Origin of the sequence: Streptomyces sp. NBC_00154, from assembly GCF_026342835.1 — a bacterium.
In the GTDB taxonomy this organism is placed as follows: domain Bacteria; phylum Actinomycetota; class Actinomycetes; order Streptomycetales; family Streptomycetaceae; genus Streptomyces.
Window position 1 is genome coordinate 5903121 of the sequence record NZ_JAPEMI010000001.1, and the last position, 13209, is coordinate 5916329.

Below are 13209 nucleotides of genomic sequence, written 5' to 3' on the forward strand. Positions count from 1 at the left end.
CCCCGCTTATCCCGCTCGGACGTGCGTCCAGGCACACTGGGGACCATGACGACCGGCACACCGCCCCCGACCGCCCCGCGGCGCTCGCGCGCCCGTACCTTCATCCCCCTCGCCGTCGCCGCCTGGGCAGTGCTGGAGATCTGGCTGCTGACCGTGGTGGCGGACGTCGTGGGCGGGTTCACCGTGCTGCTGCTCCTGATCGGGGGCGTCGTGCTCGGGGCCGTCGTGATGAAGTCGGCCGGCCGCCGGGCCTTCCGCAACCTCAGCGAGACGCTCCAGCGGATGCCGGGGCAGCCGGGGGCCGCAGACGCGTCGCCCACCGCCCCGTCGGGCAGCAAGGGCAACGGCTTGCTGATGCTCGGCGGGCTGCTGATCATGATCCCGGGGTTGATCTCGGACGTGGCGGGACTGCTGCTGCTGGTGCCGCCGGTGCGGGCGACGCTCGGCAGGCGCGCGGAGAAGTCCCTGGAGCGCCGGATGCGCGCCGCGACACCGGGGAGTCTCTCCGACGCGTTCCAGCAGGCCCGGATCCACCGCCCGGACGGAAAGGTCGTCCAGGGCGAGGTCATCCGCGAGACCGACCGCCACCCGGACGAGAACCCCCGCCCGCCACTGACTCCCTGACCGAGCCGCGCCCCACGGTCTGCGTGGAACTGCTGTCCTCGAGCCCCGGGCGGACTGGTCCGCGCGGGCCTGGCGTTCACGTCCGGAAGTGCGTCGGACGTTCATGCCCGAGCCGGCGTCGGGCGAGAAATTCAAGCCGTCCGGCGCTTGAGGACATCTTCGGTGCCCGCGCGATGTCCGGCGCATCCGGGGGACCGTTCAACGTGCGGGTGCCCCTGGAATCTCGCCCTGCGCCGTGGAGCCCGCCCCAGCCCGTCCGGTGCGTGAGGGCAGGGACTCCCGGCGGCCCCCCGTGCACGACAGACAGAGCCGCGGGCCGTGGCACACACTCGGTGTACCACGGCCCGCGGCTCTGTCTAGGTGCGGTGTTGCGCGGTCAGGCAGACTTCCTGCTGTCCCGCGGATGCACGGCAATGTTCATGGCTCCGGAGCGCAGAACCGCCAGCCTCTCGGCCAGCACCTCCTCCAGCTCCTCGCGTGTGCGCCGCTCCATGAGCATGTCCCAGTGCGTACGCGCAGGCTTGCCCTTCTTCTCCTCGGGGCCATCCCCGTCCACCAGGAGTGCCATGGCGCCGCACGCCTTGCACTCCCACTCCGGCGGAATTTCCGCCTCTACCGAGAACGGCATCTCAAATCGATGTCCGTTCTGGCATGCGTACTCCACCGCCTGGCGCGGGGCCAGATCGATGCCGCGGTCCGTCTCGTAGCTGGTAACCACGAGTCGCGTGCCGCGGAGAGCTCGCTCACTCATGAATCGTGCCTCCCGGGCTTGTCGCCCACAGGACAGGTGTCGCTGTCGTCGTCATCCGGTCAACGTCCGGTCGGCGGTAAAGATTCCCGTTGCCGGTCATGCGTCGCCCGTCGTGCCGCTGCTTTTTCAGGGTTGGGGTACCCACCAATGCCCGGTTTGTCACATCTGGCAGAAGTTGTCACCCAACAGTTTGGCTTCTTCCACTCGCAGTAACGGTCCTCCGGGCAGGCCAAAGGCGTACACTACCGGCCTTTCACTTCAACGTCTAAATCCGTTCCGGAACGGGATTCCCTGCCGCCGCAACGGCCTGCCGTACAGGCACCCTCGCGAGCAGTACCGAACCGATCACGAAGAAGATCACCAACGAGATGATTGCATCCCTATAGCTGCCGGTCAGCTGATACGCGAGACCGAACACCAGTGGCCCCAGCCAGCTCAGTCCGCGGTCGCTCATCTCGTACGCGGAGAAGTACTCGGCCTCCTTGCCGCGCGGCACCAGATGGGAGAACAACGAGCGCGACAGCGCCTGGCTGCCCCCGAGCACCAGGCCGATCGCCGAGGCCAGTACGTAGAAGAAGACCGGGGCGTCCGAGGGCAGGAAGTAGCCGGAGACGAGGATCAGGGTCCAGACGACGAGCGAGGCCAGGATCGTGCGCTTCGCCCCGTACGCCCGTGCCAGCCTCCCCATCCCCAGCGCCCCCGCCACCGCGAGCACCTGCACCAGCAGCACGGCGGTGATCAACGTCGTCTGGTCGAGGCCGAGCTCCTCGGAGCCGAACACCGAAGCCTGCGAGATCACCGTCTGGATGCCGTCGTTGTAGACCAGATAGGCCAGGAGGAAGGAGAGCGTGAGCGGGTGCCGGCGCATGTCGCGCAGAGTGGCGCGCAGCTGTCGCCAGCCGGAGCCGACCGCACCCTCGCCGCCGGGTGCCACCCGCCGGTCGCGCAGCCGTCGCAGCGGCACGAGGGTGAACGCGCCCCACCAGACACCCGCCGAGGCGAGACAGATCCGCACCGCGTCGGACTCGGAGAGGCCGAACGAGTCGTGGCCCGTGTAGAGGACCAGATTGAGGACGAGGACGAGCGCCCCCGACGTGTAGCCGAAGGCCCAGCCGCGTGAGGAGACCGCGTCGCGTTCGTCCGGCCCGGCGATCTGCGGCAGATACGCGTTGTAGAGCACCATCGACACCGAGATCGACGCGTTCGCCACGATCAGCAGGAACGCACCCAGCAGATAGCGGTGGCCGTCCAGGAAGAACATCCCGGTCGTCGCGGCCGCGCCCACATACGCGGCGGCCGCGAGCAGCGGCTTCTTGCGGCCCGTACGGTCGGCGGCGGCGCCCACGATCGGCATCACCACCACCGCGACGACGACGGACACCGAGACCGCGTAGGCAAAGAGCGAACCGGCGCGCACCGGGACGCCGAGCGGGTGCACGAAACCGTCGGCGTCCGCGGCGGCCTTGGCTATCGACGTCAGATAGGGGCCGAGGAACACCGTGAGGACGCTGGTCGAGTAGACCGAACACGCGAAGTCGTAGAAGTACCAGCCGCGTTGTTCGCGTCTGCGGCCCTCGGCGTCGGCACCCTCGGTGGCGCGTTCCGGCGTCGGCTCAGCGGTGTCTGCGGACTCGGCGCTCAACCCGCACCCCCTCGTGTCTCCCCGTGGGACGCCGCCGGGCCGGCGTCAGGCCCAGGCCCCCCGCTCGCTCAGCACCGTACGCAGCGTCTCGATGTGATCGGTCATGATGCCATCCACGCCGAGATCGAGGAGCGCTGCCATCCGCTCCGGTTCGTTCACCGTCCAGACATGGACCTGGAGTCCGCGCGCATGGGCCTCCCGGACGAAGCGCCGGTCGACCACCCTGGCCCCGTTCTGGCTCTCCGGTACCTGCGCGCACACCGCTCCGGCGCGCAGTGCGGCCGGTATGCCGTACGAGCGCAGGCGCAGGCCGAGGACGCCGCGGACACCGTACGAGGTGGCGAGCCGGGGGCCCGCGAGGCGGTGCGCCCTGGCCACCCGGGTCTCCGAGAACGAGCCGACGCACACCCGGTTCCAGGCATCCGTCCGGCGGATCAGATCGATCAGCGGGACCAGGGCCGGCTCGGCCTTGATGTCCACGTTCCAGCGGGCGTCGGGGAACTCCTCCAGCAACTCCTCGAACAGCGGAAGCGGTTCGCGGCCCGCCACCCGGGCCTGCCGCACCTCGCTCCACGGCAGGTCGGCAATCCGGCCCCGGGCGTCCGTCACCCGGTCCAGGGTGGTGTCGTGGAAGGCGACCAGGCGGCCGTCCGACGTCGTGTGCACATCGGTCTCGAAGTACCGGTAGCCGGCGTCGGCGGCCCGGCGGAACGCGGCCGTCGTGTTCTCGATCCCGTCCGCCGCTCCACCGCGGTGGGCGAACGGGATCGTCACGGGATGGTCCAGATACGGGTGGCGTAGGGAGGTCACTGCGGAAGTATGGCCTCCTCCGGTGACGGTGCGGTGACGGCGGTGGTGCCGGACTCCGGCGCGGGAGCGACGGTCCGGTCGGCGGGATCGGCCCCGGGGATGGCGAACACGCGCAGGAAGAGCTGGGCGAGCGGGCCGATGCTGAGCGCGTAGAGGACCGTGCCCACTCCCAGGGAGCCGCCGAGCACGAAGCCGGTCGCCACCACCGCCACCTCGATCGCCGTGCGGACCGTCCGGATGGAGCGGCCGGTGCGCCGGTGCAGTCCGGTCATCAGCCCGTCGCGCGGACCGGGGCCGAACCGCGCCGCTATGTACAGCCCCGTCGCGACACCGTTGAGCACGATCCCCGCGACCATCAACGCGATCCGTCCGGCGAGGCCGTGCACCTCGGGAACGAGGGCGAGCGTGCCGTCCATGGCGAGGCCGATGGCGAAGACGTTGGAGACCGTCCCGAGGCCGGGACGCTGCCTCATCGGGATCCACAGCAGCAGGACCGCCGCGCCGACGATGATCGCGACGACTCCGATGGAGAGCCCGGTGCGCTCGGCGAGCCCCTGGTGCAGCACCCCCCAGGGTTCGAGGCCGAGCCCGGCGCGGACGAGGAGCGCCGAGCTCACTCCGTACAGGGCCAGACCGGCGTACAGCTGAACCAGCCGCCGGGTGAGATGCGCCCCGCGCGGGACGGCGGTGTTGGACAAGATGTGCTCCCTGGTGTGGTGGCAGTGGACCGACGCATGACACTCTGGGGCGAGGTATTGGCTACCAACTATGGCCAATCCGAGGAAGGTGGACTGATTTTCATGGCGCAGTGGACTTCGGCCGTCGGTGCCGCGCAGCTCGCCCGGCAGCTCCAGGCCCAGCAGCAGAAGCCCATGGGCCCCGGCGCGCGCAGGCCGCCCGCCTACCGCGCGCTCGCCGACGGCATCCGGCTGCTCGTCCTCGAGGGCCGGGTGCCGGTCGCCGCCCGGCTCCCCGCCGAGCGTGAACTGGCGCTCGGCCTGTCCGTCAGCCGCACCACCGTCGCCGCCGCCTACGAGGCGCTGCGGGCCGAGGGGTTCCTGGAGTCCCGCCGCGGCGCCGGGAGCTGGACCGCCGTGCCGGCGGGCAATCCGCTGCCCGCCCGCGGTCTCGAACCGCTGCCCCCGGAGTCGCTCGGTTCGATGATCGACCTGGGCTGTGCCTCGCTGCCCGCGCCCGAACCCTGGCTGACCCGCGCCGTCCAGGGCGCCCTGGAAGAACTGCCGCCGTATGCGCACACCCACGGCGACTACCCGGCGGGGCTGCCCGCGCTGCGGCAGATGATCGCCGACCGCTACACCGAGCGCGGCATCGCCACCATGCCGGAACAGATCATGGTCACCACCGGTGCGATGGGCGCGATCGATGCCATCTGCCATCTTTTCGCGGGGCGCGGCGAGCGGATCGCGGTGGAGTCCCCGTCGTACGCCAACATCCTGCAGCTGATGCGGGAGGCCGGCGCCCGGTTGGTGCCGGTGGCGATGGAGGAGGGGATCGGCGGCTGGGACATGAACCGCTGGCGGCACGTGCTGCGGGACGCGGCCCCCCGGCTCGCCTACGTCGTGGCGGACTTCCACAACCCCACCGGCGCGCTCGCGGACGAGAACCAGCGCCGGGCCCTGGTGGACGCGGCCCGCTCCGCCGGGACCGTCCTGGTCGTCGACGAGACCATGAACGAGCTCTACCTGGACGACGATGTGGAGATGCCGCGCCGGGTCTGCGCCTTCGATCCGGCGGGCAGCACCGTGGTCACCGTCGGCTCGGCCAGCAAGGCCTTCTGGGCCGGCATGCGGATCGGCTGGGTGCGGGCCGCGCCCGACGTGATCCGCAGTCTGGTGTCCGCCCGGGCCTACGCGGACATGGGCACTCCCGTACTGGAGCAGCTCGCGATCAACTGGCTGATGCGTACCGGGGGCTGGGAGGAAGCGGTGGAGATCCGCCGCGGCCAGGCACGGGAGAACCGGGACGCGCTGGTCGCAGCGGTGCGCCGGGAACTGCCGGAGTGGGAGTTCGAGGTGCCGCGCGGCGGGCTGACGCTCTGGGTGCGCACGGGCGGACTGTCGGGGTCGCGGCTGGCCGTGGCGGGCGAGCGCGTGGGGGTGCGGGTGCCGTCGGGCCCGCGGTTCGGTGTCGACGGCGCCTTCGAGGGGTACGTCCGGCTGCCGTTCACGGTCGGCGGGCCGGTGGCGGACGAGGCGGCGGCGCGGCTCGCGGCGGCGGCGCAGCTGGTCGGGTCGGGGGCGAGCGCGGGGGCGGAGGCGCCGAGGACATTCGTCGCCTGACCGAGGCGGCCGGATAACCGCCACGGCCCCATCGCTGGGGGCGGGCGGCGCGGACGGGGTGGCGGACCGCATGGTCCGCCACCCGTCCGCGCCGCCCGCCCCTTCGTACTCCTACTCGCTGAGCATCAGCTGCTCGGCTGTCAGGACGTGCCCCGCCGTCAGGGCGGTCTCCGCGGGCAACGGGTCCGGACTCGTGGGTTCCGGCACGGTCGCCTCGACCGCCGTCTGTGGCGCGGGCAGCAGATCGAGCACCGCCTGCCGGTGTGCCTCGCTCGTCGCGTCGTCGTACGGGTCCGGTGTGGCCGGCACCTGGAGCCGCAGCACCGGGCCGGTGCCGAGCCGCGCGTATCCACGGCCGGGTGGGACGTCCGGTGGCGGGGTGGTGTGCGGCTCCAGGCCCAGCACGGACTCGACCTGGTCGCGTGCGCAGGGGCCGAGGACGACCCGGGCCCGGGTGTGGGTCCGTACGGTCTCGCTGAGCGTGTCCAGACTGTCGAACTGGTCGGCCGTCACCACGGTGACGTTGGCCGCCCTGCCGTGCCGCAACGGCACCTGAAGGAGTTCCTGCGGGTCGGGCCGGCCGTCGACGGCCGCGAGATGGCCGAGGACACTGGGCCGGTCCAGCAGGATCCAGAGCGGGCGCTTGGTGTCCTCGGGCGGGGGGTGTCCCGCCTGCCGGGCCCGGTTGGCGGCGATCAGCCGCCGCTCCGTCTCATGGGCCGCCCACTCCAGGGTGGCCAGCGCACCGGCCAGTCCGCACTCGACGGCCAGCACCCCGGTGCGTCCGGTCAGGCAGGCGTACTCGCCGGTTCCGCTGCCTTCGATGATGAGGATGTCGCCGTGCTGGAGCGCCTGCAGGGCGATGGAGCGCATCAGCGTCGAGGTGCCGCTGCCCGGCTGTCCGACGATCAGCAGATGCGGTTCCGTGGAGCGGGCGCCGGTCCGCCAGACGACCGGGGGTGCGTCCCGGGTCTCCTCGCCGTCGGTGACCGGCACCTTCCGCTGCACCGCGTCGTCGTCGGTGAAGCCCAGCACCGTCTCCCCGGGCGTGGTGACGAAGCGCTGGGCGGCGATCGAGGTGGGCAGGGCGTCGAGGACGCTCATCACGAGCTGGTTGGCCTCCTCGTCCCAGGCGAAGTGGTACTCGCGACCGCGGCCCGACTTGGCGTGCAGCAGCTGTTCGATCCGGATGCGGGAGGCGGCCTCGCCGTCGGTGAAGTACGCGGGGTACGCGACCTTGAGCCGGGTGACGCGTCCGTCGCCGTCGAACTCGTAACCGCTGAACGCCTTCCCATAGTCACCGCCGTGAGCGAACAGCGGACTCGGGTCGTCGGCCACGGAGAAGTACGGCACGAGCGCCTCGTACAGGGCCTGCAGCCGCCCGGTCTCGGTCTTGCCGGGGCCGGTCCTCACCGGCGTACGCTCGCGCCCCTTCCATGCGGCGGCGCCCATCACCGCGGCCAGGGCGAGCAGGGGCCCGTACGGGATGAGCGCCACCACGAATACGCAGGCCGCGACGAGGAACAGCGTGGGACCACGCCGCTCCTTGGGTGTCGCGGCCCACTTCCGCCGTCCTGCGCCGGCCAGCAGCCGCAGACCACGAACGATCCTGATCAGCGGATGAAGGACGTCGGTGGCGTTGTCGGCGGCCGTGCGCGCGAGCTCGCGACCGCGAGTGATCGAAGCGCTGCCGCTGTTCAGAATGCGGGGGAGTGGTCGCCGGGCCACGTCGGTCTCCTGAAGGGTGGGAGCGGGTCGCGGGGGGTCAGAACTTGATCCCGCCCAGCAGGCCGGCCAGGCTCGCTCCGCCCGCGGTGATGCTCGGTGCGATGGCGGTGCCGGCCAGATAGAAGCCGAAGAGGGCTGTGACGAGGGCGTGCGAGGCCTTGAGGCCGTCCTTCCTGAAGAACAGGAAGACGATGACGCCGAGGATGACTACGCCTGACATGGAAAGGATCATGAGTGGTTCTCCTGTTTGGGGGGACAGTCACCATGAGTCCTTCCAGGATCACAAAAAGTATCTATAGGATAAAAGGGGCAAATGAGTGAAAGGTCATTATTTTCACTGGAACGGCCGATAGGTAGACGCCGTCGGGCGGAACATCCGGCACGGCGCACCGCCCTGCCCTCACTCGGCGTGATCCAGCCACGGCCGGTCCGGGGCATGTGTGCCGTGGAGCAGTACCCTGTCGATTCACTCGTACGGCCCCCGTGCCGTACGACCCACCCGGTCAGCAGCAACGAGTTCATGGAAGGCGGTCCGTCCGATGAGCGAAGTCCCAGATCCCGAGGTCGTGGAGCTGGCGACCAAGGTCTTCGACCTGGCGCGCCGCGGGGAGACCGAGACGCTCGCCGCGTATGTGGACGCCGGTGTGCCCGCGAACCTGACGAACGACCGGGGTGATTCGCTGCTGATGCTCGCCGCCTATCACGGGCACGCCGAGGCGGTCACCGCCCTCGTCGGTCGCGGTGCCGACCCGGACCGGGCCAACGACCGCGGGCAGACGCCGCTCGCCGGAGCCGTCTTCAAGGGGGAGGACGCGGTGATCGAGGCACTGCTCGCCGCGGGTGCCGACCCGGCGGCCGGAACACCGTCCGCGCTGGACACCGCGCGCATGTTCGGTAAGGCCGACCTGCTGGAACTCTTCGGCTCCCGATGAGCGGGTACGCGGTAAATGTGGTCGCGGTGACGAAATGGCTGGGTCATCATGACGTCGCGGGCCCGATTCGGGCCACCGACGAGAGGTAGAGGAAGATGGTCTACACCAAGCAGAAGACGGCGGTCGGCCGATCATGTTGCTGCGCGGCGTAGTGCCCACCCGGCACTTGGAACTGCACAGTCCCGGTTGCGTCGACAGCTTGATGTGAGGCTTTCCCCATGTTCGATCCGTTCATAGCGCCGAGCGGCACCCTGCTCGGCCTGTTGCAGAGGGGCCGCGGCGACGGCACGCTCCACGCGCTCGCCGCACCACGTGCCGAGGCCCTCGCGGCCCTCAACCACTGCGTCCTGAGCGATCCGCGCCACGACTGGCAGGTCGAGAACCGCTCCCTCTACTACGCACGTCTGTATCTCGACCTCGACGGCGGCATCGAGGAGATCGAGCAGCACCTGAGCGATCCGGACGACCACATCGACACCGACGACTCGCGGACCGGCCTGGCCCTCGCGGTCCTCGGCCACCTCGCCTCGTACGGTCGCTCCGACGCCCTGAACCTGCTGCGGCGGTACGCTGCGACCGGCGCCAACTGGGCGTGGGCCCTCGACGAGCTGGCCCTGCGCGACGACGACGCGGGACTCCGCACGCTCGCGGTACCTGTCCTGGCCCGGTTCCCGGACACCGAGGAGGGCGCCGCCGAGCTCGCGGCCGCCGTACGGGACGCCTTCGAGCCCCGGCCCTGGCGGCTGTGGGCGGACGATCCGCGCGAAGCGGTCGGAGCCAGGGTCAGGGCCGCATCGGAGCAGGGCTCGTTCGACCGCTGGCAGCGACAGATGCGCCCCGGCGGCCCACGCCCCGGCTGGAGCGTCCAGGCCGTCTTCGACTGGGCACAGCAGGGACTGGACCGCGGCACCCCTCTTCACGTCCCGGCCGCCCGCTGCCTCACCGCCGTCGCCGGCCCCGACGACCGGCCGATGATCGTCGAGGCTGCCCGCAGCGGCCCGGAAGGCGCCCGCTGCGCGGCTCTGCACTACCTGTCCGAAGCCAGGGACCCGGCCGTGCTCGACCTGATCGAAGCCGCGGCGGTCAGCCCTTCGCGCACGGTCGCCGACGCGGCAGTCGCCGCCTTCGAGCGGATGTGCGGCGACGCGGCGGTGGACCGGGCCCGGATCTGGGCCCGACGGCCCGACGCGCTCGGCGCCTCCGCCGCCGGTGTGCTCGCCTGCCGGGGCGGCGACCAGGACGCATCACTCGTCCTCGCCGCTCTGCGTGACGCCGTGCGTGGCGAAGGGCCGGACGCACAACGCCTGTGGACCCTCGTCGACGGCACGGGCCGGCTGGGCATCGCCTGCGCCGCACCCGTCCTGCGCCACGTCTACCGGGAGACGTCCTCCTCACATCTGCGCGGCCGGGCGGCGCGCGCACTCGCGGCCACCGACCCCTCCTTCGCCACCGGCTTCGCCGTCGAATGCCTGTGGGACTGCGAGGAGACGACTCGGGAGGTCGCCGCACTCCACGCGGAGACCGGGGACATCAGGGTCGCCGAACGGTTGCGCCGACTGGCCGCCGACCCGGCCGAGGAGGCCGAGGTACAGACCGCGGTACGCAGCAGGATCGGGCCCGACGCCCCGGCTGTCTGACCCGCGGCACGCACAGGAGGGCGCAGCGCTTCGGGGGAGCGCGGCGCACCCTGCCACCGGACGTCGAACGCTCACTGGACGTTCCCCGGGTGGAAAGATCCAAGTCGGCCCCGTCACGTCCGGTGCGACGACAACACGGGTATGCGTGTCGTCATCGTCACCGAATCCTTCCCGCCCGATGTCAACGGCGTGGCCCACTGCACCATGCAGACCGCCCGGCACCTTGCCGCGCGGGGCCATGAACCGCTCGTCATAGCCCCGGCCACGGCCGGTGCGACGGCCACATCCCGTTCCTCCGGCACTCCGTGGAGGCCACCCGCCGCCAGTGACCCTGCGCGGCCGTCGGCTGCCTCGGCCCCGTACCCGGGTGCCTCCGGCATCCCGTGGGAGCCGCCCACCGGCAGTGACCCCGCACGCCCCCCGGCCTCCTCGACCCCGTACCCGGGTGCCCCCGGCACCCCCGACGTCTTCGAATCGGCCGCGCCCTGCCCCGTGGTGCGCGTCCCTTCCCTGCCCCTGCCCGGCTACTCCCAGGTCCGGGTGGCACTTCCGAGCCGTCGGCTGATGGCCGCCCTCATTGCGCACCGGGCCGAACTCGTCCATCTCGCCGGACCGTTCGTGCTCGGCGCACGCGGCATGGCGGCAGCCGCCCGGCTCGGGCTGCCTGCCGTGGCTGTCTACCAGACCGACCTGGCCGGCTATGCCCGTACGTACCTCGGTGCTGGCGAGAACACCGCCTGGCGCCGGATGCGCGCGGTGCACAGCGCCGCCGACCGCACCCTCGCTCCCTCCACCGCCGCCGTCCGCGACCTCACCGAGCACGGAGTGGAGCGGGTGCGGCTGTGGCCGCGCGGCGTCGACACCGTACGGTTCCGGCCGGGACTGCGCGACGAGGCGTTGCGCCACCGCCTCGCGCCCGGCGGCGAGAAGATCATCGGATACGTCGGCCGGCTCGCCGCGGAGAAGCACGTCGAACTCCTTGCCGGTGCCTGCGGGCTGCCCGGGGTGCGGGTCGTGGTCGTCGGGGACGGCCCCAGCGGCGCATCGCTGCGAGCGGCCCTGCCCGGCGCCGTCTTCCTCGGCCGCAGGACCGGGGAGGATCTCGCCCGGCTGTTCGCCTCGCTGGACATGTTCGTGCACACCGGCCCGTACGAGACGTTCTGCCAGACGGTGCAGGAGGCCATGGCCTCCGGTGTGCCCGTCATCGCCCCGGCGGCCGGCGGGCCGCTCGACCTCGTCGACCACGGGAGGACCGGCCTGCTGGTCCCGCCGCACGACGCCGACGCGGTACGGGCAGCCGTCGGCGCACTCGTCGCCGACCCCGCGCGCGCGGCGGCCTACGGGCGGGCCGGGCGGACCATGGTCGAGGGCCGGACGTGGGAAGCCGTCGGCGATCAACTGCTGGACCACTACGACGAGGTGCTGCGGGGCCGGACGGCGGTGGCCGCATGACCGGGCGCGAGCGGGGAAAGACCATTGTCCGCCTGGCGAACTTCGTCACCCCGTCCTCCGGCGGACTGCGCACCGCCCTGGACGAACTCGGCCGCGGCTACCTCGCGGCCGGGCACGAGGCGGTACTCGTCGTGCCCGGCGACAGTGCGAGCGATGTACGCACCGCACAAGGCAGGGTGATCACCCTCCCGGGACCGGCGCTGCCGGGCAGCGGCGGCTATCGCGTACTGGCCGGCCGCCGCACCCTCCGGCACCTCCTCGAAACGCTGCGGCCCGACCGCCTGGAGGTCTCCGACCGCACCACCCTGCGCTGGACGGGCGAATGGGCCCGCCGCGCCCGGGTGCCCGCTGTGATGGTCTCCCACGAGACCGCGGACGGGGTGCTGCGCACCTGGGGCGTCCCGGCCGGCGCGGCAGCGCGGACCGCCGACCGCCTCAACACCCTCAGCGCACACGCCTACACCCGGATCGTGTGCACCACGGAGTGGGCGGAGCGCGAGTTCGTCCGGATCGGCGCACGCAATGTGGTCCGCGCCCCGCTCGGCGTGGACCTGCAGCGCTGCCGCCCGGGCCGGCGCAGCCTGGTCCTGCGTGCCCGGCACGTCCGCGGCCGGTCCGTGCTCCTCCTGATGTGCTCCCGCCTCTCGGTGGAGAAGCGGCCCGGTCGGGCCCTGGACGCGCTCGCCGTCCTCGACGGCCTGGGTGTGCGTGCGACGCTGGTGGTCGCGGGCGACGGGCCGCTGCGCGCGGGGCTGGAGAGCCGGGCGCGGGCGGAGCGGCTGCCGGTCGAGTTCCTGGGGCATGTGCGGGACCGCGAACGGGTGGCGGATCTGCAGGCCGCGGCCGACCTCTGCCTGGCCCCCGGCCCGGCCGAGACGTTCGGACTCTCGGCCCTGGAAGCACTGGCCTGCGGCACCCCGGTGGTGGCGAGCGCGAGCTCCGCGCTGCCGGAGGTGATCGGCGAAGCGGGAGTGGCCGCGGCGGACACGGGTGAAGCATTCGCCGCCGCCGTACGGGAGTTGCTGGCGCGCCCCGAAGCGGGGCGGCGCGCGGCGGCGAGGCAACGCGCCGAACTCTTCGGCTGGGACCGCTCGGTGGCGGCATTCCTGGCCGCCCACGACGTGCCGGACCGGGGCGGGATACCGGGGGTGCGGGCATGACGGGGTCGGGGGTGCGGGCGGCCGGGGCGACGGCCGTGCCGTTGCCAGGGGCGCGGGCGTCCGCGTCGAGCTCTGCGTCGGCTCCGGTGTCGGTGACGGGGGCCCTGCCGGTTTCGCCCGGGCCCGCGCCCGCTTCCGTGCCGGCTCGCGTATCCGTGACAGAGGCCCCGCCT

The 13209-nt window shown here is 72.1% G+C and carries 12 protein-coding genes; 6 read left to right on the plus strand and 6 right to left on the minus strand.

Annotated elements, in window-relative coordinates; genetic code table 11:
- The first annotated feature begins 45 nt into the window (after positions 1-45).
- Positions 46-624, plus strand: a complete 579-nt coding sequence (fxsA, locus tag OHA03_RS26495; protein ID WP_267006257.1) for an FxsA family membrane protein — start codon at positions 46-48, stop codon at positions 622-624.
- A 376-nt stretch (positions 625-1000) separates the two neighbouring features.
- On the opposite strand, the gene OHA03_RS26500 is transcribed toward fxsA, so the two are convergent.
- The 4 genes from OHA03_RS26500 to OHA03_RS26515 all read right to left on the minus strand — a co-directional run bounded on the left by OHA03_RS26500 (position 1001) and on the right by OHA03_RS26515 (position 4525).
- On the minus strand, positions 1001-1375 hold the full coding sequence (locus OHA03_RS26500) for an RNA polymerase-binding protein RbpA (protein WP_007262928.1): 375 nt from the start codon (positions 1373-1375) through the stop codon (positions 1001-1003).
- A 265-nt stretch (positions 1376-1640) separates the two neighbouring features.
- Complete coding sequence (locus tag OHA03_RS26505) at positions 1641-3017, minus strand: MFS transporter (protein ID WP_267006258.1); 1377 nt, start codon at positions 3015-3017, stop codon at positions 1641-1643.
- 45 nt (positions 3018-3062) lie between these two features.
- A complete protein-coding gene (locus OHA03_RS26510) occupies positions 3063-3827 on the minus strand; it encodes a glycerophosphodiester phosphodiesterase (protein WP_267006259.1) in 765 nt (254 codons plus the stop codon).
- The gene (locus OHA03_RS26515) at positions 3824-4525 is read right to left on the minus strand and encodes a YitT family protein (RefSeq protein WP_267006260.1); all 702 of its coding nucleotides are present in this window, start codon (positions 4523-4525) and stop codon (positions 3824-3826) included. Before OHA03_RS26515 ends, OHA03_RS26510 begins: the two co-directional genes overlap by 4 nt.
- A gap of 102 nt (positions 4526-4627) precedes the next feature.
- On the opposite strand from OHA03_RS26515, the gene OHA03_RS26520 reads away from it, so the two are divergent.
- The gene (locus tag OHA03_RS26520) at positions 4628-6127 is read left to right on the plus strand and encodes a PLP-dependent aminotransferase family protein (protein WP_267006261.1); all 1500 of its coding nucleotides are present in this window, start codon (positions 4628-4630) and stop codon (positions 6125-6127) included.
- A 111-nt stretch (positions 6128-6238) separates the two neighbouring features.
- Here the strand turns inward: OHA03_RS26520 and OHA03_RS26525 are convergent, their stop codons facing one another.
- Positions 6239-7855, minus strand: coding sequence for an ATP-binding protein (locus OHA03_RS26525; protein WP_267006262.1), 1617 nt, complete (start codon positions 7853-7855; stop codon positions 6239-6241).
- 37 nt (positions 7856-7892) lie between these two features.
- A complete protein-coding gene (locus tag OHA03_RS26530) occupies positions 7893-8087 on the minus strand; it encodes a hypothetical protein (RefSeq protein WP_030968886.1) in 195 nt (64 codons plus the stop codon).
- Positions 8088-8394: 307 nt separating this feature from the next.
- On the opposite strand from OHA03_RS26530, the gene OHA03_RS26535 reads away from it, so the two are divergent.
- The 4 genes from OHA03_RS26535 (at position 8395) to OHA03_RS26550 (ending at position 13036) form a co-directional block, all read left to right on the plus strand.
- Positions 8395-8787, plus strand: a complete 393-nt coding sequence (locus tag OHA03_RS26535) for an ankyrin repeat domain-containing protein (RefSeq protein WP_267006263.1) — start codon at positions 8395-8397, stop codon at positions 8785-8787.
- A 218-nt stretch (positions 8788-9005) separates the two neighbouring features.
- Positions 9006-10424, plus strand: a complete 1419-nt coding sequence (locus OHA03_RS26540) for a HEAT repeat domain-containing protein (RefSeq protein ID WP_267006264.1) — start codon at positions 9006-9008, stop codon at positions 10422-10424.
- A 141-nt stretch (positions 10425-10565) separates the two neighbouring features.
- Positions 10566-11876, plus strand: a complete 1311-nt coding sequence (locus OHA03_RS26545; RefSeq protein WP_267006265.1) for a glycosyltransferase family 1 protein — start codon at positions 10566-10568, stop codon at positions 11874-11876.
- On the plus strand, positions 11873-13036 hold the full coding sequence (locus OHA03_RS26550; RefSeq protein WP_267006266.1) for a glycosyltransferase: 1164 nt from the start codon (positions 11873-11875) through the stop codon (positions 13034-13036). The genes OHA03_RS26545 and OHA03_RS26550 overlap by 4 nt, the downstream gene beginning before the upstream one ends.
- Positions 13037-13209 lie beyond the last annotated feature (173 nt).

Coding starts and splice junctions, on each gene's coding strand:
- fxsA (WP_267006257.1), top strand. CDS start 46: ATGACGACCGGCACACCGCCCCCGACCGCCCCGCGGCGCTCGCGCGCC.
- OHA03_RS26500 (WP_007262928.1), bottom strand. CDS start 1,375: ATGAGTGAGCGAGCTCTCCGCGGCACGCGACTCGTGGTTACCAGCTAC.
- OHA03_RS26520 (WP_267006261.1), top strand. CDS start 4,628: ATGGCGCAGTGGACTTCGGCCGTCGGTGCCGCGCAGCTCGCCCGGCAG.
- OHA03_RS26530 (WP_030968886.1), bottom strand. CDS start 8,087: ATGATCCTTTCCATGTCAGGCGTAGTCATCCTCGGCGTCATCGTCTTC.
- OHA03_RS26535 (WP_267006263.1), top strand. CDS start 8,395: ATGAGCGAAGTCCCAGATCCCGAGGTCGTGGAGCTGGCGACCAAGGTC.
- OHA03_RS26540 (WP_267006264.1), top strand. CDS start 9,006: ATGTTCGATCCGTTCATAGCGCCGAGCGGCACCCTGCTCGGCCTGTTG.
- OHA03_RS26545 (WP_267006265.1), top strand. CDS start 10,566: ATGCGTGTCGTCATCGTCACCGAATCCTTCCCGCCCGATGTCAACGGC.
- OHA03_RS26550 (WP_267006266.1), top strand. CDS start 11,873: ATGACCGGGCGCGAGCGGGGAAAGACCATTGTCCGCCTGGCGAACTTC.